At 63.4% G+C, this 23,994-nt stretch carries 24 protein-coding genes; 19 read left to right on the forward strand and 5 right to left on the reverse strand.

Annotated elements, in window-relative coordinates; genetic code table 11:
- Window positions 1-10: 10 nt before the first annotated feature.
- From NMB43_RS10470 to NMB43_RS10480, 3 genes are all read right to left on the reverse strand, one after another.
- Window positions 11-238 carry a hypothetical protein gene (locus tag NMB43_RS10470; RefSeq protein ID WP_494348104.1) on the reverse strand — a complete coding sequence of 76 codons (228 nt, stop codon included), beginning with the start codon at window positions 236-238 and terminating at the stop codon, window positions 11-13.
- A 232-nt stretch (window positions 239-470) separates the two neighbouring features.
- The gene (locus tag NMB43_RS10475) at window positions 471-1,499 is read right to left on the reverse strand and encodes a phage/plasmid replication protein, II/X family (RefSeq protein WP_494348105.1); all 1,029 of its coding nucleotides are present in this window, start codon (window positions 1,497-1,499) and stop codon (window positions 471-473) included.
- Window positions 1,496-1,726 carry a single-stranded DNA-binding protein gene (locus tag NMB43_RS10480; RefSeq protein ID WP_494348106.1) on the reverse strand — a complete coding sequence of 77 codons (231 nt, stop codon included), beginning with the start codon at window positions 1,724-1,726 and terminating at the stop codon, window positions 1,496-1,498. The genes NMB43_RS10475 and NMB43_RS10480 overlap by 4 nt, the downstream gene beginning before the upstream one ends.
- Window positions 1,727-1,900: 174 nt before the next feature.
- Here NMB43_RS10480 and NMB43_RS10485 point away from each other — a divergent pair, with 174 nt between their 5' ends.
- Genes NMB43_RS10485 through NMB43_RS10495 form a run of 3 tightly spaced genes read left to right on the forward strand, consistent with a single transcriptional unit; the run spans window position 1,901 to window position 5,701 of the window.
- Complete coding sequence (locus NMB43_RS10485; RefSeq protein WP_494348107.1) at window positions 1,901-4,918, forward strand: Tn3 family transposase; 3,018 nt, start codon at window positions 1,901-1,903, stop codon at window positions 4,916-4,918.
- Window positions 4,919-4,920: 2 nt separating this feature from the next.
- On the forward strand, window positions 4,921-5,274 hold the full coding sequence (tnpC, locus tag NMB43_RS10490) for a Tn3 family transposase post-transcriptional regulator TnpC (protein WP_494348108.1): 354 nt from the start codon (window positions 4,921-4,923) through the stop codon (window positions 5,272-5,274).
- Window positions 5,275-5,323: 49 nt separating this feature from the next.
- Window positions 5,324-5,701 carry a hypothetical protein gene (locus NMB43_RS10495; protein WP_494348109.1) on the forward strand — a complete coding sequence of 126 codons (378 nt, stop codon included), beginning with the start codon at window positions 5,324-5,326 and terminating at the stop codon, window positions 5,699-5,701.
- 219 nt (window positions 5,702-5,920) lie between these two features.
- Here the strand turns inward: NMB43_RS10495 and NMB43_RS10500 are convergent, their stop codons facing one another.
- Window positions 5,921-7,336: a heavy metal sensor histidine kinase gene (locus NMB43_RS10500; RefSeq protein WP_494348110.1), complete on the reverse strand. Its 1,416-nt coding sequence runs from the start codon at window positions 7,334-7,336 to the stop codon at window positions 5,921-5,923.
- Window positions 7,333-8,007, reverse strand: a complete 675-nt coding sequence (locus tag NMB43_RS10505; protein WP_494348111.1) for a heavy metal response regulator transcription factor — start codon at window positions 8,005-8,007, stop codon at window positions 7,333-7,335. Before NMB43_RS10505 ends, NMB43_RS10500 begins: the two co-directional genes overlap by 4 nt.
- A gap of 161 nt (window positions 8,008-8,168) precedes the next feature.
- Here NMB43_RS10505 and NMB43_RS10510 point away from each other — a divergent pair, with 161 nt between their 5' ends.
- The 16 genes from NMB43_RS10510 to NMB43_RS10585 all read left to right on the forward strand — a co-directional run bounded on the left by NMB43_RS10510 (window position 8,169) and on the right by NMB43_RS10585 (window position 23,991).
- Window positions 8,169-8,456, forward strand: a complete 288-nt coding sequence (locus NMB43_RS10510) for a hypothetical protein (protein WP_494348112.1) — start codon at window positions 8,169-8,171, stop codon at window positions 8,454-8,456.
- The gene (locus tag NMB43_RS10515) at window positions 8,453-9,877 is read left to right on the forward strand and encodes a TolC family protein (RefSeq protein WP_494348113.1); all 1,425 of its coding nucleotides are present in this window, start codon (window positions 8,453-8,455) and stop codon (window positions 9,875-9,877) included. The genes NMB43_RS10510 and NMB43_RS10515 overlap by 4 nt, the downstream gene beginning before the upstream one ends.
- Before the next feature lie 33 nt (window positions 9,878-9,910).
- On the forward strand, window positions 9,911-11,314 hold the full coding sequence (locus NMB43_RS10520; RefSeq protein WP_494348114.1) for a multicopper oxidase family protein: 1,404 nt from the start codon (window positions 9,911-9,913) through the stop codon (window positions 11,312-11,314).
- Window positions 11,315-11,328: 14 nt separating this feature from the next.
- Window positions 11,329-11,826: a cupredoxin domain-containing protein gene (locus NMB43_RS10525; RefSeq protein ID WP_494348115.1), complete on the forward strand. Its 498-nt coding sequence runs from the start codon at window positions 11,329-11,331 to the stop codon at window positions 11,824-11,826.
- Between the two features lie 107 nt (window positions 11,827-11,933).
- The gene (locus tag NMB43_RS10530; protein WP_494348116.1) at window positions 11,934-12,263 is read left to right on the forward strand and encodes a copper-binding protein; all 330 of its coding nucleotides are present in this window, start codon (window positions 11,934-11,936) and stop codon (window positions 12,261-12,263) included.
- Between the two features lie 260 nt (window positions 12,264-12,523).
- Window positions 12,524-12,859, forward strand: coding sequence for an outer membrane protein assembly factor BamE domain-containing protein (gene bamE / locus NMB43_RS10535; RefSeq protein WP_494348117.1), 336 nt, complete (start codon window positions 12,524-12,526; stop codon window positions 12,857-12,859).
- A 242-nt stretch (window positions 12,860-13,101) separates the two neighbouring features.
- Entirely contained in the window at window positions 13,102-13,563 is a 462-nt protein-coding gene (locus NMB43_RS10540) for a DUF411 domain-containing protein (protein ID WP_494348118.1), read from the forward strand.
- An 18-nt stretch (window positions 13,564-13,581) separates the two neighbouring features.
- Window positions 13,582-14,862, forward strand: a complete 1,281-nt coding sequence (locus NMB43_RS10545) for a TolC family protein (RefSeq protein ID WP_494348119.1) — start codon at window positions 13,582-13,584, stop codon at window positions 14,860-14,862.
- Window positions 14,859-16,550, forward strand: a complete 1,692-nt coding sequence (locus NMB43_RS10550) for an efflux RND transporter periplasmic adaptor subunit (RefSeq protein WP_494348120.1) — start codon at window positions 14,859-14,861, stop codon at window positions 16,548-16,550. The genes NMB43_RS10545 and NMB43_RS10550 overlap by 4 nt, the downstream gene beginning before the upstream one ends.
- A gap of 18 nt (window positions 16,551-16,568) precedes the next feature.
- Window positions 16,569-19,748 carry an efflux RND transporter permease subunit gene (locus tag NMB43_RS10555; protein WP_494348121.1) on the forward strand — a complete coding sequence of 1,060 codons (3,180 nt, stop codon included), beginning with the start codon at window positions 16,569-16,571 and terminating at the stop codon, window positions 19,746-19,748.
- A gap of 153 nt (window positions 19,749-19,901) precedes the next feature.
- Complete coding sequence (locus NMB43_RS10560; RefSeq protein WP_494348122.1) at window positions 19,902-20,144, forward strand: DUF2933 domain-containing protein; 243 nt, start codon at window positions 19,902-19,904, stop codon at window positions 20,142-20,144.
- Window positions 20,141-22,387, forward strand: a complete 2,247-nt coding sequence (locus NMB43_RS10565; protein WP_494348123.1) for a copper-transporting P-type ATPase — start codon at window positions 20,141-20,143, stop codon at window positions 22,385-22,387. The genes NMB43_RS10560 and NMB43_RS10565 overlap by 4 nt, the downstream gene beginning before the upstream one ends.
- Before the next feature lie 88 nt (window positions 22,388-22,475).
- Window positions 22,476-22,736, forward strand: coding sequence for a hypothetical protein (locus NMB43_RS10570; RefSeq protein WP_494348124.1), 261 nt, complete (start codon window positions 22,476-22,478; stop codon window positions 22,734-22,736).
- A gap of 56 nt (window positions 22,737-22,792) precedes the next feature.
- Complete coding sequence (locus tag NMB43_RS10575; RefSeq protein ID WP_494348125.1) at window positions 22,793-23,026, forward strand: hypothetical protein; 234 nt, start codon at window positions 22,793-22,795, stop codon at window positions 23,024-23,026.
- 108 nt (window positions 23,027-23,134) lie between these two features.
- The gene (locus NMB43_RS10580; RefSeq protein WP_494348126.1) at window positions 23,135-23,500 is read left to right on the forward strand and encodes a hypothetical protein; all 366 of its coding nucleotides are present in this window, start codon (window positions 23,135-23,137) and stop codon (window positions 23,498-23,500) included.
- A gap of 134 nt (window positions 23,501-23,634) precedes the next feature.
- On the forward strand, window positions 23,635-23,991 hold the full coding sequence (locus NMB43_RS10585; protein ID WP_494348127.1) for a hypothetical protein: 357 nt from the start codon (window positions 23,635-23,637) through the stop codon (window positions 23,989-23,991).
- Window positions 23,992-23,994: the final 3 nt, after the last annotated feature.

Consider the following 23,994-nt stretch of genomic DNA (forward strand, 5'->3'; position numbering starts at 1 on the left):
TGAAAAACCGTCAAGAACGACGGATGGCATCGAGCAGCACGCCAGCCCCCTTAGATACCTGCCAAAGGAGTAGCACGCCGCCGAAGAAAAAAGCGAAGATTGAACCGCCTAAAGCAGGGTCAAAAGTCTTCGCTTGATAACTCAGAATTAATTGCTGATCGGCTTGAATTTGGGCAATAGTCTGATTAACAGCGGTCAAATCGACTTGACCGGAAGACTCTTCAATCTTCTGACTCACAAAAGCCTCGACCTCAGACGCAGTAAGAAACAATTCATAGCCGGAAGGGCAATAACCAAATTGGTCAGGACTTGAAAACGCCCCAGAGCCAGATAAACAGATCATTAGCGCCACACCCCAACAAGATAGCCGAACGCAAAACACGTCACGGCGAGCATTGCGAGCAGAAGAAAATCCGACGTAACGTATTCAAAAAGGAATAACAAAACAGGATCGGGCTTAAAATATTGCATTAGGCGGCCCTTCTGATGTCATCCCACGAATTGACAGGGATTCCAATATCAATGACAGAGCGCCGGAAAGGAATAATGTCGCCGTGACAGAAATCAGCGTCTGACAAACCGGCCTGACGCAACAATTTCATGTGTCGAAAAAACGTGGCGCGAGGCATTGAGCCCTTCGAATTCTCGAAACCGACAGCACGGATCAACGCCCAAGTACGATGCGCAGCGAGAGCTTGACCAGGAGTAGGGGCCACTTTCTCCAGCTCGTTAAGTAGATTGGTCATATCTGCCACCTCAATTCGGCCGAAGAACCGTCCAAAATAGTTCAAATGCTCGGCGTTTAAATCGGCCTCTGTTAAGTCCGTCCAGGAGAGGCCTTTCTCTTCAAATCGCCGCCAGAAGCGGCTTCCCAAAGTCAATTCCAAGCGCAGGAGCCGATCCGCCAAGGCAATCTGTTCAGGCGTGGCTTTGGTTTTTCCCTTGCGCTCTAAAAACGCGAGCTGCGGCCCCTTGTGGTAGGCCTTCCCTTTGCGCAGATCGCTGCCGACGTTCCAGCCGACGGTATCGCCGCCCATCGAGGCGGCACGCGCTCTGCTGGCATCGGTGCCGAGCAAAAAACGAAGCGCGGATTTGACTTCCCGAGGACCGGGCAATAGATAGTTGTGCGTCACGTCGACGCGGCGAACTTGCCAGCGTTCGGCATCCGGCAACACTGACGCCAGCGCACGGCGGGCGTGATTGACCATGACGCGGGCGCAGTACTTGATGTCACCGGAGCCGAACACGTTGCAGCCATGCTCTAGGCTGGCTGGGCTTCCACCGATGGCGATGAAGTACTGCTTGCCATCGCCTTGAACTTGCCACATGAGGCCCGACGTGTCGGAGCGCAATGCGTCAAGGTCAAGGCCCTGCTTATGCCAACGTAATACGCCGTCGGAATCAACGCAGGACATGTAGAGCATTGAGGCTTGAAGGCGCTCCCGCAGAACGCCGGGAAGGCGCTCCAGCGGGAAGCGAAGCGTGAGCCAGTCAATCACGCGGCGGCCTTGGCGGAGGACTTGTCCATCGGCACCAGGCGCACACGGCCCATGGTCAGCTTGGAGAAGTCACCGACATAGACCGATTGCGGCGAAAGTGTGTAAAAACCGGGCGGGTAGGGCTGTTCGCCCTCTTCGATAGTGAGGACAATGCGCGACGGATAGGGGTGCGGTGCGCCGGTCGGGTCGAACGTGAAAGCCCAGGCTTCTTGCTCGACCATCTGCATCACACGACCGGCATTGCGGCCCTTGGTCACATTGGGGTATGACCGGGATGAAGGGAAAAACTATACTTTTGTTCTGTAAGTAATTGTTTTCATATGAGCCATATCAGGGGCTATCTTCCTGCAAGGAACTTGCGCTAGCCTTCTCGCTCCTGTTCTACACGACTGGAGCGCACGATGGCCTCGCTGGAACGAACCGCGTACCCGCAGTTCCTCACAACGTATTCATCAGAAGATCTGAAGCAGTTCTTCGCGGTCTCAGGCGATGAGCAAGAATGGGTACGTTCCGTTGCGAAGGCCCCAAAACAACGCCTTGCGCTAGCTGTGTTGCTGAAGGGTTTCCAGCACCTACGCTACTTTCCCCCGAAAGAAGCAATACCACCAGAAGTCACGAGCTGGATTCGCGATCAGTTTGGATACGGGGACGGCATTCACCTGACCTACCCTACTGGGATGACGCTGTTCCGTCACAAGGCAGCGACACTGAAGTTTCTGCGCGTCAAGCCATTTCATGGTGTGCAGGCTCAATCAGCACTTGAGCGTTTTGCTCGCGAAGCGACTCAACTGATGGACCAGCGTGCTGACATCATCAATGCCATGATTGAAGGTTTAGTGCTCGACCAGTTTGAGCTGCCTGCCTTCTCTACGCTGGACAACGTTGCAGAGGCAACACACGCCAAAGTCCAGGGTGACATGTTCGCGGATGTATTCGGGCGGATATCTCCGGAGCAACGCAAAGGATTGCAGGTTCTGCTGCTCACCGACAAATTCGAGCGTCGCCAGAGTGAATACAACGAGCTCAAGAAATCCGCACGGCGTCCCACGCGCAAGCACCTGGAAATGCTCGTCGAGCACCTCGAGTGGCTGGAGTCATTCGGCAGCATCGATACGTTGCTTGCCGATGTTCCCGATACGAAGATTCGCCACTTTGCAGCCCAGGCCATGGCATACGACGTGTCTGAGCTGCGCGAGTGCACCGAGCCCAAGCGATACACCTTACTGGTTTCGCTGATCAAGCGTATGCAGGTGCGTGCCCGGGACCAGCTTGCCGAAATGTTCCTGCGCCGTGTTGCGACGATCCACAAACGCGCCAAGGAAGAACTGGAACAAATCCAGTTTGGGCAACGCAGCCAGGTTGAACATCTGATCGGCACGCTAGACGGGGTGTTGGCCATCCTGGCGACCGAGCCGGACAACGCAGAGGCCGGTGCAAAAATCCGCAGCTACCTGGACCCGGCCGGTGGAATCGACCAGGTGCGTGAGGCCTGCGCTCGCGTTCGGGCTACCAGCGCGAACAATTACCTGCCCCTGGTATGGAAGCACTTCAAGAGCAATCGATCCATTTTGTTCCGGCTCGTGCATCTCCTTGAGATTCGGCCCACCAGTCAGGATCGCTCGCTCATCGAAGCCCTCGAAATCGTCAAGTTCAACCAGGATCGGCATCGTATCGAATGGATCGAGGACAGTATGGACCTGTCCTTTGTCTCTGATCGCTGGCGCAAGCTGCTGCGTGAAGGCAATGGTGACGATGTGGGATTGGGCGTGAGTCGGCGCAATCTGGAAATCTGCGTGTTCTCGTACTTGGCGGAAGAGTTGCGCTCCGGCGACCTGGCTATCGCCGGCTCCGAAGAGTTTGCTGACTACCGCGAGCAACTGCTTTCGTGGGAAGAATGCCAAGAGCAGTTGCCGGCCTATTGCGACAAGATTGGCTTGCCACACGATGCCCAGTCTTTTACGAGTAGCCTTCGTGACTGGTTAAGTAACACTGCGCAATGCTTGGACAACAAGTTCCCGGAATGCCGTGGTGATGTCGCACTCAACGCCACCGGCGAGCCGGTATTACACAAGCCGGTAGCGCGCGAGATTCCGGCAAATGTCATGTCGCTGCAAAACACACTTACGCAACGCATGCCGCCACGGCACGTCTTGGACGTACTAGCCAACATAGAGCACTGGACTGGCTTCAGCCGCCACTTCGGGCCGTTGTCGGGGAACATGGCCAAACTCAAGCAACCCGCCGAGCGATATCTGCTGACCATCTTTGCAATGGGTTGCAACTTGGGGCCCAGCCAGGCAGCGCGTCACCTCGCCAACAGTGGTATCACGCCACACATGTTGTCTTTCGTGAACCGCCGTCATCTGTCCTTGGAGAGCCTGGAAACCGCACAACGAGAACTCAACGAGGTGTACCTGCACCTCGATCTACCCAAACTCTGGGGGGATGGGAAAACCGTAGCCGCGGATGGCACCCAGTACGACTTCTACGATGAGAATCTACTTGCCGGCTACCACTTTCGGTATAGAAAAATGGGGGCGGTGGCCTATCGCCATGTCGCGAACAACTACATCGCGGTGTTTCGCCACTTCATTCCGCCCGGTGTATGGGAGGCTATTTACGTCATTGAGGGGCTGCTCAAGGCGGGGCTTTCTGTTGAGGCCGATACCGTGCATGCCGACACTCAGGGTCAATCCGCCACGGTCTTCGCATTCACGTTCCTACGGGGCATCAAGCTGATGCCCCGCATCCGAAACTGGAAGAATCTGATCCTCTACCGGCCCGACAAGACGGTGAGGTACGAGCACATCAACCGCCTATTCGGCGATACCGTGGATTGGGAGCTGATCGAGCGGCACTGGCAGGATCTGATGCAGGTAGCGCTGTCGATCAACGCAGGCAAGATTTCCTCGGCGACGCTCCTGCGCAAGCTCGGCTCCTACAGCCGCAAGAACCGTTTGTATTTTGCCGCTCAAGAACTGGGTAACGTCATTCGTACTGGTTTCCTGCTCGAATGGATCGGCAGCCGCGAATTGCGCCAGGAGATCACAGCCAACACCAACAAGATCGAGTCCTACAATGGCTTCGCCAAGTGGCTTTCGTTTGGCGGGGACGTCATCGCAGTCAATGAACCCGATGAGCAACAGAAGCGTTTGCGCTACAACGACCTGGTGGCATCTTCGTTGATTCTCCAGAACACGGTCGACATGATGCGCACCCTTGAGGCGCTCAAGCGCGAAGGCTGGAAGATCACACCGGACGATGTGTCCTTCCTCAGTCCCTATCAGGTCGCACACATCAAGCGCTTCGGCGAGTACAGCCTCAAGCTGAAGCGTAAGCCTGAAGCCTGGATCGCGGACGAAACCTTCCGGAAAGCGGCCGTCTCTGCACAAGGCATGCGCCGCCCTACGAGGAAATGACCATGGATTTTCCCGAGCCGGATTTCGCAGTCACGCCTTATGGTGACGTCGATGCCGCGGTGCTTGAGGCACTCCGCCGCGATTTCGATACCACACTGCTGTTAGAGCACATTGAGCAACTGGACTCTATTGCTCAGCGACTCTGTGAAGACGGGGGCTTACGCGATGACTTGCTGCGATTGCATCGGATGGTAAACACCGTGATCAATGGTGCGGCCGTATCGGAACCGGTGCAAGACGATCTGTGGGAAGTCGCATTGGAACTCAACGAGGAGCTTTCAGAAACCGCCGCAGTCCTGCGGTCTGTCGCGGATTCATTGACCTCGTTGGTGAGACTCCAACCCTCTCATCGCTAGCGTACTGATAACGCCTGTCAGACTGCAAATTCTAGCGGTCAGAGGCATCATGAGTCCCGATCTCGACGAACTGCTCTGCCAGCGCTACCCCAAGATCTTTGCCGACCGGCACGCCTCGATGCAGACGACATGCATGTGTTGGGGCTTCTGCTGTGGAGGCGGTTGGTTTGCGCTGATCGATGAGCTGTGCGCGCGCTTGCAGCACATGACCGATCACGATGGAGAGCCGCAAATCGTAGCCACCCAGGTCAAGGAGAAGTTCGGGAGCTTGCGGTTCTATGCGCGCAGCGCGATCGAGGCCCAGTTCAAGCTGATCGATGAGATCGCTGAGCGCTCGTTCGGTATTTGCGAAGTCTGTGGCGCACCGGGCGTGCATTTGCTGGATGGGGGCTGGTATCAGGTTCGCTGTCCTGACCATGCGCGGTAAGCCTCCAGGCCGCTGGGCGAATGACATGACCCTGGCGGAAGCGCGCCCCCTGGATTCCGCCCAACAAGAATGGCTGGCTGCAGCAAGTTGTTCCTATCCTGGCAGACAAGCAACTGATCGATGGTCTCGCGCAGGTGTAACGGGTGCTGTGGGCCAGTAAACCATATATCTTTGACGCTGTCGGTCCCGAATATCCGCAGCCTGACTTCCGCCCTGCGCTCAAGCCACCGCCAATGTACTCGCGGCGGTTTGAGGAAGGTTCAGTACAAACCGAGTGATGCCCTCGTTCGAACTGACGGACGCCATGCCCCCATGCGCACGCAATATCGAAGAGGTGATGGCTAGGCCGAGCCCGGCCCCCTCGGTCGTGCGGTGACGCGAGCTGTCGCCGCGGTAAAAACGGTCGAAGAGGCGCGACAACTGACTTTCCGGAATCGTGTCACCCCGGTTCTCCACCACCACGCGGGCATGATCTTCCGCCGTGTCGAGCTCGACGCGGATTTCCGTGCCTTCATGCGCATAGCGCACGGCGTTGGACAGGAGATTGCTGATCGCCCGGCGCAGCATGAGGCGGTCGCCTTGAACGCTCGCCGTACCCTGGCGGCTCAGATGCAGTTGGCGCGATTCGGCCAACGCCTCGTAAAAATCGAAGAGGTCCTGGACCTCTGTCTCCAGGCTGACCGTTTCCTGCGAAGGCACGATCAAGCCATTGTCGGATTTGGCCAGGAACAACATGTCGGAAATCGTGCGGGCCAGGCGTTCGAGCTCCTCGGCGTTCGACGACAGGATCTCGCTGTACTCGTCGGCCGTCCGCGCGCGCGACAGCGCAACCTGCGTCTGCGTCATCAGGTTGCTGATCGGCGTGCGCAGTTCATGCGCGAGATCGGAGGAGAAATCGGACAGCCGCCGGAACGAGTCCTCCAGACGGGCGAGCATCGCATTGAGCGTGTTGGCCACCTCGGCGACTTCGAGCGGTACATGCTCAGTGCAAATCCGATGGTTGAGCCGGCTGGCCGTGATGGCGTCGGTCTCGGCCACGAGCTGTCGCAGCGGTGCGAGTCCGCGGCGCGTCGCGACCCAGCCGAGGAAGCCCAGTAACACGGCCGCGCAGACAACGATAATCCACATCGTCTCGCGGAAGGCTTCCATGAACGCCTCGTGATGCGAGACTTCCATGGCGATGACCACGGTGGCCTGCGGCCAGTCGGCATAGCCGGTCGCGACCGCGCCGGCGATGCCCCTGAAATGTCCGGCCTGGGTTTTCCAGACGAAGGGGCCGGCATAGCCTTCGATCGGGGGCTGGCTCACCAGACGGTCTGGAAACTCCACCCCTTCGGTGGTGAAGAACGCGCGCCCACTGCTGTCCAGCACCGTGACGGCCAGACCATGGTGGCCCACCAGGGAGGAATCGAGTTGCGCCGGCAGTTGCGCGAGCCCGGTCCGATCCTCGATGCGCCCGAAGGCGTGTCTGACCAGGGTGAGCTTTCCGGTCAGTGCCTCCAAATCCTGATCGACGAAGTGCCGATCGACAGCGCCCGCCACCACGATGCCCAAAACCAGCAAGACGACCGTGGCCGAGCACGAGAAGAGCAGCGTGAGCCGAAAGGTCAGCGAGGTCTGCAGCAGTCGCTTCATGCCGTCGCCTCGATGACGTAACCCATGCCCCGGACGGTGCGCAGGAGCTTCGGCTCGTACGCGTCGTCGATCTTCGCGCGTAGTCGGCGGATCGCTACTTCGATGACATTGGTATCGCTGTCGAAATTCATATCCCATACTTGCGAGGCAATTAAGGAACGCGGAAGCACCTCGCCCTGGCGCCGCATAAGTAGTTCCAATAACAAGAATTCCTTGGCGGTCAGATCAATGCGTGTCCCCCCGCGGCTGACCCGGCGTCGGCGTAGATCAAGCTCTAGGTCCGCGATGCGTAGAATGCTCTGTTCCTTGCCCTTGCCACGTCGCACCAGCGTGCGCACCCGCGCGAGCAACTCGGCGAAAGCGAAGGGCTTGACGAGGTAATCGTCCGCGCCAAGCTCAAGCCCCTTGACCTTATCCTCGATTTCATCTCGAGCAGTCAGGAACAGCACCGGCATTTCGCGTCCAGCTTTACGCAGGGCCTGCAGCACCCGCCACCCATCCAGCCCGGGTAGCATGACATCGAGGATCGCCAGGTCGTAATCCTCCGACAGGCCCAGGTGCAGGCCGTCCGTGCCATCGCGCGCCAGATCGACCACGAAGCCGGCTTCGATGAGCCCCTGTCGAAGGTATTCCCCCGTCTTGAGTTCGTCTTCCACGACAAGAATCTTCATGATGACCTCCTGACTATTGCGGCGGCCATTGTGCGCCCCGTGCATGGACCCCGCCCCAAGATTACAAACATGTAATCCGCCGGTCAGCTCCTTGACGGTTTCGCCCTCGCACACTGTCGGCACGGTCCTACCCAGACCGTTGTACCCCACGGAGAACAGGTATGAGAACAAAGATCGCTGCGGCAGGGCTTGCCCTGCTGGGGCCCGTGCTCGTGTACGCGGCCGCCGAAAGCGCCCCGATTGCACCGCCACAGGCCAGCGCCCCTCAGGGTGCGCTGCCGGGTTATCGCCCTTACGCCGAGGAGCCCGTCACGTCCTGGCGCGAGGCCAACGACGCGGTCGGCCGCATCGGCGGCTGGAAAACCTATGCGCGCGAGCGTGAGCCGGCGCCCCAGCCGTCCGCCGCGCCACGTCCGCAGGAAGCGCCTGCGGCGGGAGCGAAGCCATGAGCCGGCCGTGGGTGCGCCTGAGCGTACTGGCGAGCGCCCTGGTGCTGGCCGGCTGCGCCTCATTGAGCGTCGACCAGAACACGCAGGAGACCGCGCGCTACGCCCAGCGGGAACTGCAGACTGAACTGCGCTGGCTTAACTCGGAGGAGGCACGCCAGGCGGCGCAGCAAGAGGTGACGACGCTGCTCGAGCGGCCCCTGAGCCAGGGCGACGCGGCCCGCCTGGCGCTGGCCTACAGCCCGGCCTTCCAGGCCCTGCTGGCGGAGAACGCGGCCGCCTCGGCGCGTTCCACGCAGACGGCGCGGCTGCCCAATCCGGTATTCGCCTTCGAGAAACTGGTCCGCACCGAGGACGGTACGCGCGAGCTCGAGATCGGACGTGTGCTGAGCTTCTCCCTGCTCGATCTGCTGTACCTGCCGAGCCGGATCGGCATCGACACCCAGGCCCAGACGCGTTTGCGCCTGCAAGCGGCCGGCGATGCGGTGCAGGCCGTCACCGAGGCACGCCAGGCCTGGGTGCGCGCGGTGGCCGCGCAGCAGTCGGTGGCCTATTTCGAACAGGTGATGCAGGCCGCGTCGGCCGGTGCGGAGCTGGCGCGCCGGATGCAGGCCGCAGGCAACTGGAGCCGCTTGCAGCGCGCCCAGGAGCAGGCGTTCTACGCCGAATCCGCGGCGCAACTCACGCGCGCCCGGCAGAGCGCGCTGGAGGCACGCGAAGGCCTGGTGCGCGCACTGGGCCTGGACGCCGCGCAGGCCGCCAGGCTGCGCTTGCCCGAACGCCTGCCCGACTTGCCCACCGCCTTGCGCGATGAACAGGCGGTGCTGCAGCAAACCGTGGACACCCGCCTGGACGTGGGCGCGGCGCGCTTCGAGCTGGAGCGGCTCGCGCGCAGCCAGGGACTGACGCGGGTGCACAGCGTGCTCGGCGAGCTCGAAGTCGGCGTGGTGAACAACTCGGAAACCGGCAAGCCGATGCAGCGCGGGTACGAGTTGAGTTTCCCGATCCCGCTCTTCGATTTCGGCAGCGCGGCACGCGCTGGCGCCGAGGCCGATTACCTGGCCGCAGTGCATCGCCTGCGCCAGACCGCCATCGAGGCGAGCTCTCTGGTGCGCCAGCAGTACGCCGCCTACGCGACGGCGCACGCCCTGGCGCGCCACTACCGCGAGGAGATCGTGCCGCTGCGCAAGACCATCTCGGACGAGAAGATGCTCAAGTACAACGGCATGTTGATCGGCGTCTTCGCGCTGCTCGCCGATGCGCGCGAGCAGGTTGCCAGCGTCGTCGCGGCGATCGACGCCGAGCGCGATTTCTGGCTGTCCGAGGCCAGCCTGCAGGCGAGCATGCTCGGCAAGCCGACCGGGGGAGGCGCCTCGCGCGGCCCGGCGGTGGCGGGCGTGGGCGGTGGCGACGAAGGGCACTGAAGCGCCCATACGCATGACAACAAGGACTTCCCCATGATGAACAGAAGACGTTTCCTGACTGGCGCGGGCCTCGCCGTGGCCGCCTCCGGCGTGTCGCGCGCGGCGCTGGCCACCTTGCCCGAACCGGTCATCCAGACCAAGCCCGACACCATGCCGCCGCTGGTACCGGAGACCGGGCGCCCCTACAACCCCGTCGTCACCCTCAATGGCTGGACCTTGCCCTGGCGCATGAACAATGGTGTCAAGGAGTTCCACCTCGTGGCTGAACCGGTGGTGCGCGAGATCGCGCCCGGCATGGTGGCGCACCTGTGGGGTTACAACGGTCAGTCGCCGGGACCGACCATCGAGGTCGTCGAAGGTGATCGCGTGCGCCTCTTCGTGACCAACCGGCTGCCCGAGCACACCACGATCCACTGGCACGGCCAGCGCCTGCCCAACGGCATGGACGGCGTGGGCGGGCTGACTCAGCCGCAGATCGCGCCCGGCAAGACCTTCGTCTACGAGTTCATGGCGCGCCGGCCGGGCACCTTCATGTACCACCCGCACGCCGATGAGATGACGCAGATGGCGATGGGCATGATGGGTTTCTGGGTCACGCACCCCAAGGGCCGGCATCCGCTGATCGACGAGGTGGACCGCGACTTCTGCTTCCTGCTCAACGCCTACGACGTGGAGCCGGGGAGCTATACGCCCAAGGTCAACACGATGCTGGACTTCAATCTGTGGACCTGGAACAGCCGCGCATTCCCGGGCATCGATTCGCTCAATGTGCGCCTGGGCGACAAGGTGCGCATCCGCATCGGCAACCTGACCATGACCAACCATCCGATCCATCTGCACGGCCACGAATTCCTCGTCACCGGCACCGATGGCGGCCCCACGCCCAAGAGCGCCCGCTGGTATGAGGTCACCACCGACGTGGCCGTGGGCCAGATGCGCCAGATCGAATTCCTGGCGGACGAAGAAGGCGACTGGGCGTTCCACTGCCACAAGAGCCATCACACGATGAACGCCATGGGGCACGACGTGCCGACCATGATCGGTGTCGACCACTCGAATCTCGCCGGCAAGATCAACAAGCTCATCCCCGATTACATGGTCATGGGCGAACGTGGGATGGCCGATATGGCCGAGATGGAAATGCCGCTGCCGGACAACACGCTGCCGATGATGACGGGCCAAGGCCCGTTCGGGCCGGTCGAGATGGGCGGCATGTTCACGACGCTCAAGGTGCGGCGCGATCAGAAGCGTGGCGACTACGCCGACCCGGGCTGGCATCGCCATGCCGCCGGCACGGTCGCCTACGAATGGACAGGAGCGCTGGCACCGGCTCCCCGATCGACATCCGCCGGCCCCGCCGGAATGAAAGCGCCGCAGCCTGCGACACCCCTTGAACTGAAGGTCCGCAAACCGACCGGCCATGAAGGCCACCATTGAAAGGAACACCCAGCATGAACCGCAATATCCGCATCATCAGCCTGATCGCCAGCTTGGCGTTGTTGGCCCCCGGGCTGGCCGCCGCGCACGGCGACGAGCACGCCGCCGAAAAGAAAGGTCCGGTGCGCAAGGAGCAGAAGGCGTGGGGCATCGCGGCGGACGCCAAGGCGGCCCGGCGCACGATCAAGCTTGTCATGACTGACAACATGCGCTTCACCCCCGATCGCATTGAGGTCAAGCAAGGCGAGACGGTCCGTCTGACCGTGACCAACGGGGGCGCGATCCTGCACGAACTCGTGATCGGCACGAAGCAGGTTCTGGATGAGCATGCCGCGCTGATGCAGAAATTCCCGAACATGGAGCACGACGAGCCCTACATGACGCACGTGCCGCCGGGCAAGACGGGCGAGATCGTGTGGACCTTCAACCGCGCCGGTGAGTTTGATTTCGCCTGTCTGATCGCGGGGCATTACCAGGCCGGCATGGTCGGAAAAATCCTGGTGAAGAAGTAACGGGGCGCGAAGCTGACAGGAATGTAATGTTTCGGTCAGCTTCGCGTTCACTCGCCTCAGGCAGACTAGGCTGAGAGTTTCAACCCTTTAGCGAATTGGAGTGTGCGATGCAGAAGTTGTTGTTGTCCTTGGGTCTCGCGTTGGCCGCCTTTGGGGCCCAGGCGGCGGACGGTCACCATGATCACATGATGGCGCAAGCGGCGCCCGCCCAGGCCGCGATGTCCGAAGGCGAGGTGCGCAAGGTCGATTTGGGCGCGAAGAAGATCACGATTAAGCACGGCGAACTGAAGAACCTCGGCATGCCGCCCATGACCATGGTGTTCCAGGTCAAGGATCCGGCGCTCCTGCAGGGCGTCAAGGTGGGCGACAAGGTGCAGTTCTCCGCCGAGGATGCCAATGGTGCCCTGACCGTAACGCAGTTGCAGGTCGTGAAGTAGGTCTCGCTCGACCCCTTTCAGATCCCTTTCGGGGACAGGCTTCATCGTCCCTATTTGAGCCCGACCCGCCCCGCGCGGTTCGGGCTTTTTCTTGTTCGGCGTGGTGCCGATATGCGCCGTGATGGCGCGAAGCTGACAGCCAGCTAACAACGGTTATGCAAATGTAATCGGGCGGTCAGGCCCCGGTCAGGAGGCTTTACGTAGGATGGTCACAGCTGCTTCGGGCAGCGCGATTTCTCCCTAACATAAGGAACCTGATCATGAAAAACACCACTCGTCTTTCCACCCTGCTGGCCGCTGCTGTTCTGTCGCTGGGCGCGACCCTGTCTTCCGCCACCTATGCCCTGGACAACGCGGGAGCCCCCATTGCGACCGCACAAGAGCGCAGTCAGATTTCGGCAGGCATGACGCAAGACCAGGTCAGCAAGATCCTGGGCCAGCCTGCGGGCGTCATGCGCTATGCGCGCAGCGCCCAGATTTCCTGGACCTACGCCGCCGCGGACACCTCCATCTCGAAGGATGCGCAGTACTACGTGAACTTTGGCCAAGATGGCAAGGTCGTGTCCACGCAGGTGATCGACCCCGGCACCAACTGAAGCTCCCATCACTGAACTGCGCGGGCCGCTGGCTCGCCGATCAGCCCGCAGCCTACGCTGCGGGCTTTTTTTGTTGTGCCGACGCGCACCGCGCCATCGCATGTTTGACCCAACGCAACGCGGATGAATGCTGGCAGCCCGGAGGACTTTCATTACAAAGCTGTAATCTCGGGGACAGCTTGCGGTCAGGCGCGCGGTAGCACCATAAGCGTCATCTTCTTTCATCCTGGGATGTCAAGACCATGAAGCGCCTCGCTGTCCTCTCCCGCGTACGTACCCTGAGTGTGGCGGCCTCGACCGTGTTGATGCTCGCCAGCGGTGCCCTGCATGCGGCCTCCGCTGAAGTCGAGGTCTTCAAGAGCCCCTATTGCGGGTGCTGCGGCAAATGGGTCGAGCACATGCGTCAGGCGGGCTTCAAGGTCAAGGTCACCGAGGTCAAGGACACAGGCGCGCAGCGCGAACGCCTGAAACTGCCGCAGTCCGTAACCTCTTGCCATACTGCTACGGTCGGGGGCTACGCCCTCGAAGGGCATATTCCGGCGGCCGACGTGCAGCGCCTGCTCAAGGAAAAGCCTCGCGCGCGCGGCATTGCCGTGCCGTCCATGCCGCCCGGCTCGCCGGGCATGGAAGGCCCTCAATCCATCCCCTATGACACGCTGTTAGTGAAAATGGACGGCTCGACCACCGTCTTCGCAAAACACTAATCCTCCAGGAGCCCCAACGTGTTCCCCTTACGCCCGATTCGTGTTCCCCTTCTGGGGGTGGCCTTCGCGCTGCAGTTGGCGATGCCCCCCGCTCATGCGCAGGAGTCGTCGCTCGGGGCGGACCTGCCCGCGCTGCTCGACTACGCGCGCAGTCACAGCGTCGAATACTCGGCCATGCGTCTGGAGGCCGAAGCGGCCAATGAGCGCATAGGCCCGGCCGGGGCGCTTCCCGACCCCAAGCTGCAGGTGGAACTGCGCGATATCACCAAGATGGGGGAGCAGGACGCCACGCTCAATCCGTCACGCGTAGGGAGCACGAAGTACCTGCTCATGCAGGACATTCCCTGGTTCGGTAAGCGCGGCCTGCGCGAGGGCGTAGCCAGCAGCGAGGCCAAGGCCGCCGAGAATCTGGCACGCGGCAACTGGACGGAATTGGCGGCGTTGATCCGTCAGACCCACCTGCAGCGCTACTTCCTGGTCCGCAGCGAGCGACTGACCGAGGAGCAACTCGAACTGATGGCGCGCCTGGAGAAGATCGCCCAGGCCCGCTATGCAGGCGGATTGGCGCCTCAGTCGGATGTCATCCGCGCCCAGCTCGAGCAGAACGCGATGCGCTCGGAGCTGATCGGTCTGGCTGGCGAGCGGCGTGGGCTCGCCTCCAAGCTCAACGCCTTGCTCAACCGCCCGATGACCGCGCCCCTCGTTGACGCGCAGATGCTCCCGCCGGTGCCGCCCGCCGAGAGCATGACGATCGGTCAGTTGATGGAGCGACTGCGCACGAACAACCCGCAGGTGGCGGCCGAGGGCAACCGGATTGCCGCAGCCGAGCAGAACCGGGACCTCGCCTACCTGAACCGCTACCCCGATTTCAGCCTGGGCGTCGCCCCCATCCAGCAAGGTAGCCGCATTGCGGACTACGAGGTGATGTTCCAGGTGAACATCCCTTTGCAGCAGGGCGCACGGCGCAGTCAAGAACGCGAGGCGACCGCCATGCTGGCGGCCGCGCGCGCACGGCAGGAGGCGGCAGCGCACAGGCTGCTGGGGGAACTGGCCGGAAACCTGACCGCCTTTGAGACGGCGCAGCGAAGCGAGCAACTGGTCCACGCCAGCGTGCTGCCGCAGTCGGAACTCGCGTTCCAGTCCGCGCTGGCGGGATATGAAAACGGCAAGGTGGATTTCGCGACCTTGCTCGATGCCCAGCGGCAGATCACCCAGGCGCGCCTGAATCAACTCAAGGCCCAGGCCGAGCAGCATCTGCGCCTGACCGAAATCGAAAAACTCATTGGGGAAGCACTATGAAGCGCATTCATATCGTTGGCGCTATCGCGCTCGCAGTGGCCGCACTGGGCGCGGGCTACTGGTTGGGCCAGGGAAGGGAGATGGGCGCGCCGGCAGCGGACCACGCCGCGCATGCGGCGGCCGCTTCGGGCCCGGTGGCCCAGGCGGCCGCCAAGCCGGGCGAGCGCAAGATCCTGTTCTACCGCAATCCGATGGGCTTGCCCGATACGTCGCCCACGCCCAAGAAGGACCCCATGGGCATGGACTACGTGCCGGTCTATGAAGGTGAGGAGCCGGCGGCGTCGAGTACCGAGTTGAAGATCAGCACCGAGAAGGTCCAGAAGCTGGGCGTGCGCACGGAGCCCGCTACGTTGCGCGCGCTGGACCGGCAGGTGCGCGCGGCCGGCCGCGTCGAACCCGATGAGCGCCGCACGTTCGCGATTTCGCCGAAGTTCGAGGGCTATGTCGAACGGCTGCACGTCAACGCGACCGGCCAAGTCGTCGGACGGGGCCAGCCGCTGTTCGAGGTCTATAGCCCGGAGCTCGTGTCCGCGCAGCGCGAATACGCGATCGCCGCGCAAGGCGTGCAGGCGCTCAAGGACAGCGGCGAGGAGACGCGCCGCGGCATGCAGCAGCTGGCCGAATCCAGCCTCGCGCGGCTGAAGAACTGGGATATCTCGGACGAGCAGATCAAGGCGCTCGCGAGTTCCCAACAGAGCAAGCGCACGCTGACTTTCCGCTCGCCGGTGTCGGGCATCGTGACCGAGAAGAAGGCGATCCAGGGCATGCGCTTCGAGCCCGGTGAAGCGCTCTACCAGATCACCGACCTGTCGTCCGTGTGGGTGATCGCGGACGTCTTCGAGCAGGACATCGGCCAGCTCAAGCCGGGCACCTCGGCCACGGTGAGCATTTCGGCCTACCCCGACAAGCGCTTCCAAGGGAAAGTCTCCTACGTCTATCCGACACTCAATGCCGAGACGCGCACCATTCCGGTCCGCGTCGAACTGGCCAATCCGCAAACCCTGCTCAAGCCCGCCATGTTCGCGCAGGTCGAGCTCGCGGTCGGAGGCAGCGCACCGGTCCTGACCGTCCCGACCAGTGCGGTGATCGACAGCGGCACACGCGCCGTGGTGCTGGTGCAGCGGGCCGAAGGCCGATTCGAGCCGCGCGAGGTGAAGCTGGGTGCGCGCGGCAACCAGTACGTTCAGGTTCTCAGCGGCGTGCAGCCGAATGAAGATGTCGTGGTCGCCGCCAACTTCCTGATCGACGCCGAAAGCAACCTCAAGGCGGCGGTCGGAGGTTTTGGGCATTCAGGCCACGGTGCCGCTGCGCCGGGCAGCCAGGCCACGCCGCCGAGCGCCGTGGCGCCCCCCGCGCCACAAACCGCACCGACGGCAGCCCCCGCCGCAGCGCCGTCCAAGACGGTGAGCCACCACGCGCAGGGACAGATCGAGTCGATCGATGCCACAGCAAACAGCGTCACGCTCAAGCATGAGCCGATCGCCTCCCTCAAGTGGCCGGCGATGACGATGGAATTCAAACTGGCGAACGCGGGCCTCATCCAAGGCTTCAAGGCCGGGCAGGCGGTGAGCTTCGAGTTCGTCGAGCGCGCCCCGGGCGAGTTCGTGATCACGCGCATCGGCGCTCCGTCCGGACCGACGGCGACGCCGCCCGCCGGCGCGCACACGAACAGCCACAACGGTCACTAAGACGAAAGAGACGACACCATGCTTTCTTCCGTGATCGATTGGTCGGCCCGCAACCGCTTCCTGGTGCTGCTGGGCACGCTGTTCCTGATCGTGGCCGGCATCTGGGCGGTCATGAAGACGCCGCTGGATGCGCTGCCGGACCTGTCCGACGTGCAGGTCATCGTCTACACCGAATACCCGGGCCAGGCGCCGCAGGTCGTCGAGGACCAGGTGACCTATCCGCTGACCAGCGCCATGCTGTCGGTGCCCAAGTCCAAGGTCGTACGGGGCTTCTCCTTCTTCGGCGCGTCCTTCGTCTACGTGATCTTCGAGGACGGCACCGACATCTACTGGGCGCGTTCGCGCGTGCTGGAGTACCTCAACTTCGCGGCCGGCCGCCTGCCCAAGGAAGTCAGCCCGCAACTGGGGCCGGACGCGACCGGCGTCGGCTGGGTCTATCAGTACGCACTGGTCGGCGCCAAGAAGACGCTGGCGGAGCTGCGCACGATCCAGGACTGGTACCTGCGCTACCAACTCGCCAAGGCCCCCGGCGTGGCGGAGGTGGCCTCGATCGGCGGCTTCGTGCAGACCTACCAGGTCACGGTAGACCCGGTGCGGCTGCGTGCCTACAACATCCCGCTCGACACCGTCGCCAAGGCGATCCGCGAGTCGAACCGCGACGTGGGTGGCCGCGTGGTCGAGATGGCCGAGACCGAGTACATGGTGCGCGGCAAGGGCTATCTGCGCGGCGCCACCGACATCGAGAACCTGGTCGTCAAGAGCCAGCGCGGCACGCCGGTGCTGGTGCGCGACATCGCCCGCGTCGAGCTCGTGCCGGACGAACGCCGCGGCATCGCCGAACTCAATGGCGAGGGCGAAGTGGTCTCCGGCATCGCCATGTCGCGCTACGGCCAGAACGCGCTGGAGGTCATCCACAACCTCAAGCAGAAGGTCGAGGAGATCTCAACCGGGCTGCCCGAGGGTGTCAGCGTGCAAGCGGTCTACGACCGCTCGGAGCTGATCCACCGCGCCATCGACACGCTCAAATACACGCTGATCGAGGAGAGCATCATCGTCGCGGTCGTATGCGTGGTCTTCCTGCTGCACTTCCGCTCGGCGCTGGTGGCGATCCTGATGTTGCCGGTCGGCGTGCTGATCGCCTTCCTCGCCATGCATCTGCTGGGCATGAACTCCAACATCATGAGCCTGGGGGGTATCGCGATCGCCATCGGCGCGATGATCGATGCGGCCATCGTCATGATCGAGAACGCGCACAAGCACATCGAGCGGCTCAAGCCCGGTGAGTCGCGCGCTGAAGCCCTGATCACCGCCTGCAAGGAGGTGGGACCGGCGTTGTTCTTCTCGCTGCTGATCATCACTGTCTCCTTCCTGCCGGTGTTCACGCTGGAGTCGCAGGAAGGGCGCCTGTTCTCGCCGCTGGCCTACACCAAGACCTTCGCCATGGCGGGCGCGGCGCTGCTGTCGGTGACGCTGGTGCCGGTGCTGATGATGTACTTCGTGCGCGGCAAGATCATGCCGGAGGCGAAGAACCCGGTGAATCGCTTCCTCATCTGGAGCTATCGCCCGGTCATCGCGCTGGTCATGCGCTGGAAGAAGACCACCATCGTACTGGCGCTGATCGCCCTGGGGGTGAGCGTGTGGCCGGCGTCCAGGCTCGGCTCCGAGTTCATGCCCACGCTCAACGAGGGCACCCTGCTCTACATGCCTTCGTCATTGCCGGGGATGTCGGTCACCAAGGCGGCCGAGCTGATGCAGACGCAGAACAAGCTCATCAAGAGCTTCCCCGAGGTGGCGTCCGTGTATGGCAAGGCGGGGCGCGCAAATACCGCCACCGATCCGGCGCCGGTCGAGATGTTCGAGACGGTCATCAACCTCAAGCCCGAGTCCGAGTGGCGGCCCGGCATGACGACCGACAAGCTGATCGCCGAGATGGACCGCGCGCTGCAGTTCCCCGGCGTGTCCAATGCCTGGACCATGCCCATCAAGGCGCGCATCGACATGCTGTCGACAGGCATCCGCACGCCAATCGGCATCAAGGTGTTCGGTAAGGACCTGACCGAGATGGAGCGCCTGGCCAAGGAGATCGAGGCCGTCGTCAAGACGGTGCCGGGCACCACCAGCGCATTCGCCGAGCGCATCACCGGCGGCTTCTATCTCAACATCGAGCCGGACCGTGCGCAACTGGCGCGCTACGGGCTCAGCGTCGGCGCCGTGCAGGACGTGATCGCCACCGCGCTGGGCGGCGAGATGGTGACCACGACGGTGGAAGGGCGCGAACGCTTCGGCGTCACCGTGCGCTACCCGCGCGAGCTGCGCAGCGATCCGCAGTCCATCGCCACCCACGTGCTGGTGCCGACCATGGACGGCGCGATGATTCCGCTGGGCCAGCTCGCCAAGGTCGAGGTGGCCAAGGGCGCGCCCGGCATCCGCACCGAGAACGCGCTGCTGTCGGCCTACATCTACGTCGACATCCGTGATCGCGACATCGGCTCCTACGTCAATGAAGCGCGCAAGGCGGTCTCGGAGCAGGTGCAGTTCCCGCCCGGTTACTACGCGACCTGGAGCGGGCAGTTCGAATCCATGGAACGCGCGGTCGCGAAGATGAAGGTCGTCGTCCCGGTGACGCTGCTGATCATCTTCCTGCTGCTGTACCTGAACTTCAAACGCCTCACCGAGACGCTGATCGTGATGCTGTCGGTGCCTTTCGCCCTGGTCGGCGGCGTGTGGCTGATGTGGGCGCTGGGCTACAACATGAGCGTGGCAGTGGCGGTGGGCTTTATCGCCCTGGCCGGGGTCGCAGCCGAGACCGGTGTCGTGATGCTGATCTATCTCGATCACGCCTGGGCCGAGATCCGCGCCAGGCGCGAGGCGCAGGGACAGGCCGCGACGGTGGCCGACCTCTATGAAGCCATCATGGAGGGCGCGGTGGAACGCGTGCGGCCCAAGATGATGACCGTGGTCGCCATCATGGCCGGCCTGCTGCCCATCATGTGGAGCACCGGCACGGGTTCGGAAGTCATGAGCCGGATCGCCGCGCCGATGGTCGGCGGCATGGTGTCCTCGACCATCCTGACGCTGTGCGTGATCCCCGCAATCTACGGCCTGGTCAAGCAATACGAGCTGCGCCGGCAGAACGCAAGGGCGGCGGTCGCTCGCAAAGAGGAGCCCGCCGAAGCAAGAACGCCCGAGACAGCCTGATCCGACGGACCGGCGGCGTGCACAACGCGCCGCCGGCATGACCCTGCATCCGTGCAACCCGGGCATCGGCACGGGAGACGCGGCGGACAGACGCCAGCAGAGAGCGAGTGGTGGTACATGGCCACCGATGAACCCACGAAAAGGAGTGTCATCATGAACGCGCAATCGCAGCACAAGCATCCTTCGCAGCCGCGCTGGTTCAGCAAGCCCTGGAACCTGGCCGGCCTGACGCTGATCATCGTCGTCGCCTTTTTCGTTCTCCGCGAGCATTGGGGGCACGTGGCGGGCTTCTGGCCCTATCTGCTGCTGCTCGCCTGCCCCCTGATGCACCTGTTCCACGGTCATGGCGGACACGGTCATCACCACGGGTCCGCGCGCGACGAGGGCCCCAAATGAGCGAGCCGTCCGCCTCCCCACCCGACCCTTCTCACACCCATCACCCTCACCACCATCATCATCATCATCATCACGGTCACGGTGGCGAGGGCGAGCAAAACGAGACGACTGCGCAGCCGGTCCCGACGTTGGCGAAGGGGATTTACACTTGCCCGATGCATCCACAGATCCGCCAGAACGGGCCGGGTCATTGCCCGATTTGCGGCATGGCGCTCGAAGCGGAGCAGCCGGCATTGGGCGACGAGGAGGATCCGGAGCTCGCCGACTTTCGGCGCCGATTCTGGATCAGCCTGCCACTGACCCTGATCGTGGTGGTGCTGGCCATGGCGCACGACCACGTCACTGCGCTGCAGGGCGCCTGGCAGCCCTTCGTGCAATTGGCGCTGTCGATTCCCATCGTGCTGTGGGCGGGTGCCCCCTTCTTCAGCCGCGGCCTGCAGTCCGTCGCGAACCGCAGCCCCAACATGTGGACCCTGATTGCGCTGGGGACCGGCGCGGCGTTTCTCTACAGCGTGGCGGCGACCTTCGTTCCCGAGCGTTTCCCGCAGGCGTTCCGCACCGAAGGGCGTCTCGCGGTCTACTTCGAAGCGGCCGCGGTGATCATCACGCTCACGCTGCTGGGGCAATGGCTCGAACTCAAGGCGCGTTCGCAGACCTCGGCAGCGATCAAGGCACTGCTGGGCCTGTCGCCCAAGACGGCTCGACGTATCGCGGCGGATGGCAGCGAAGCGGATGTCCCGCTTGCCCAGATCCAGGTGGGCGACCGCTTGCGGGTGCGCCCGGGCGAGAAAGTGCCCGTCGATGGCGTGGTGCTCGAAGGGCGCAGCGCGGTCGATGAGTCCATGCTGACCGGCGAGCCGGTCCCTGTGACCAAGGGGCCGGGCGATGCGCTGATCGGGGCCACGCTCAATACGCATGGGGCGTTCGTGCTGCGCGCCGAGCGCGTGGGTGCCGACACGTTGCTCGCACAGATCGTGCAGATGGTGGCGCAAGCGCAGCGCTCCAAGGCACCGATGCAGCGCATGGCCGACGTGGTCGCGCGCGACTTCGTGCTGGCGGTCATCGCCATCGCCGCGCTGACCTGGCTGGGGTGGGGGCTGTTTGGGCCGGCCCCCAGTTGGGCGCACGGTTTGATCAACGCGGTGGCCGTCCTGATCATCGCGTGCCCCTGCGCGCTCGGGCTGGCCACGCCCATGTCGGTCATGGTGGCCACGGGGCGCGCGGCGACCCAGGGCGTGCTCTTTCGCGATGCCGCCGCCATCGAGCGCTTGCGTGACGTCGACACCCTGCTGATCGACAAGACCGGCACGCTGACCGCGGGGCGCCCGATGCTCGACCGCGTCCTCCCCTTTGCCGACCAGTCTGCGGACGAATTGTTGGCACTCGCGGCGAGTCTCGATCAGGCCAGCGAGCATCCCCTGGCGCAGGCGATCGTGCAGGCGGCCACAGCGCGGGCACTGCCTTTGCAGCCTGTGGACGACTTCACTGTGCTACCCGGTCTGGGAGTACAGGGCAGCATAGAGGGTCGTGCCGTTGTCTTGGGCAACAGCGCCTTGATGGCGCAGCTGGGGGTGTCGGCGTCCGCGCTTGACGCGCAAGCGGAAGCGTTGCGCGCCGAAGGTGCGACGGTGATGCAATTGGCTTGCGACCGCCGCGTGCTCGGCTTGATCGCGGTCAGCGATCCAATCAAGGACAGCACGCCCGAGGCGCTGCGCGCGCTGCAGGCGCAGGGCCTGCGCATCGTCATGGCCAGTGGCGACAGTCAGACCACGGCCCGTGCGGTCGCGCTCAAGCTGGGCATCGGGGAAGTGCATGGCGAAGTGAAGCCGGCCGACAAGCTCGCGCTGGTCGAGCGCTTGCAGCGCGAGGGACGTATCGTGGCCATGGCGGGCGACGGCATCAACGACGCGCCCGCGCTGGCGCGGGCCGACGTGGGGATCGCGATGGGCACGGGAACCGATGTCGCCATGCATAGCGCGCAGGTGACGCTCGTGCGCGGCGACCTGCGAGGGATCGCGCAGGCGCGCAGCTTGTCGGCGCAGACGGTACGCAACATGAAGCAGAACCTGCTGTTCGCGTTCCTCTACAACGCGCTGGGCATCCCGGTCGCAGCAGGTGTGCTCTATCCGCTGACCGGGTGGCTGCTCTCGCCGTTGATCGCTGCGCTCGCCATGAGCCTGAGCTCGGCATCCGTCATCGCCAATGCGCTCCGACTGCGTCAAACCCGCGCGACACCTCGATGATGGGGAGCTGACAGCAATGTAATGCGCGCGTCATCGGACGGACAGGCGGGTGCGCGCAAGATGGCTACACCGAAACAAGGAGTACGCCATGAACTGCTGCAAGTCCTCGTCCGCCGACACCAAACCCGGCTTCTTTCGCCGGCATGCTGGGCTGCTGATGTGCGCTGCCTTCCTCGGCCTGGCCGTCTTCCTGTACTCGCGGGCGGATGCCGGCACGAGTAGCTGGACCTGGCTGATCGCGCTCTTGTGTCCTGCCGTGCATCTGTGGATGTGCCATCGCATGCTCAAGCCGGCCTCCGAGCCGCAGCCGCAGGCTCCTGCGTCGCTCGCTGACTCTTCCGGCAAGTAAGGGGAGCCTCTCCTGTCACCGGATTCCCTCGCATGTTTATCTTCAAGGAGCTCATCATGAAAGTCACTTCCTTCCTAATGATCGCCCTGTTTGCCGCCTCGGGCGTCGCGTACGCGGCCGACCCCACGAGTGCCCCGGCCGCAGCAAGCGCCGCGGCCGCTACGCAGATGACACCGCACAGCCACATGCAGGAGAAGACCGGCATGAAGCCGCCCGCCAAGGCCGACAAGGGCAACAAGGCGGCCATGGACGACAAGAGCCGCCATCTGCATCAGCGCGATGCGAAATAAACGAACTGGCGATTGATAAAACGATTCGCCGACCGCGCGAATCATTCACTGCCCCCACAGAGACCTGGCGTGGTCTGACCATGCCCTCACTGGCCAATGGAGGTTGTCATGAAGAACCTGAAGAAATCCGGACTCGCGCTCACCGCGCTGACCCTGGGCCTGGCGGCCTGTTCCACCACGCCGCGCACGGAAAACGATCCGCGCGATGGGTGGCGCGAAGGCGCCGTCGAACTCGTCTCGGCCTATGGTGCGTTGCCCTTCAACCCGGGCAACGATTGCGCCAAGAAAGCCAACGCCAGCGCCTCGACACAGGTGGCCATCATCCGCTATCGCCACCACGACAATATCGGGCAGCGGCTGGACAGCCATGAGGGCCGCTTCGTGGTGCTGGCCGGCCCGCAATCGGGGCTGACCGTGGGCGCCAACGTGCTCATCAACCCGCAGACCTGCGAAGTGAAGCTCCAAAAAAGCTGACACGGGCGCATGTCGCTTCCCGGCTTCCCGTCCGCCGCACCCACCCGGCGGACGGCTGCGCCGCCTTCCGGCGGTGGATTGGACACGCACGCGCCGACCTCCTGGGCGCGTGTTCATCGACAAGGAGCCCTGCCATGGCCCCGCTACTGCGTTCCGCTCTGGTCCTCACGCTCACGGGCTTGGGGCTGGCCGCCTGCGCGAGCGTCCCGCGCGGCGCTTTTGATGCGCGCGACGGCTGGCGCGAGGGTCGTATCGAACGTATCGCCCCCTATGCCAGCCTCACGGCGCACCCCGGCACGGACTGCGCGCGCGCACTCGGGGTCACGCCGGCGACCGCCGTGGCGATCGTGCGCTATCGGCACCATGGCGACTTCGGCAGCGCGGTGATGCCACTCGCGGACCCGACCGCGTGGGCGGCGGGCGATCGGGTTTATCTGCAGCCCGATCAATGCGCTGCTCCCTTGGCGAGGCGCCTCCCAGACGCACCTTGATCT

Source organism: Uliginosibacterium sangjuense (assembly GCF_059132465.1).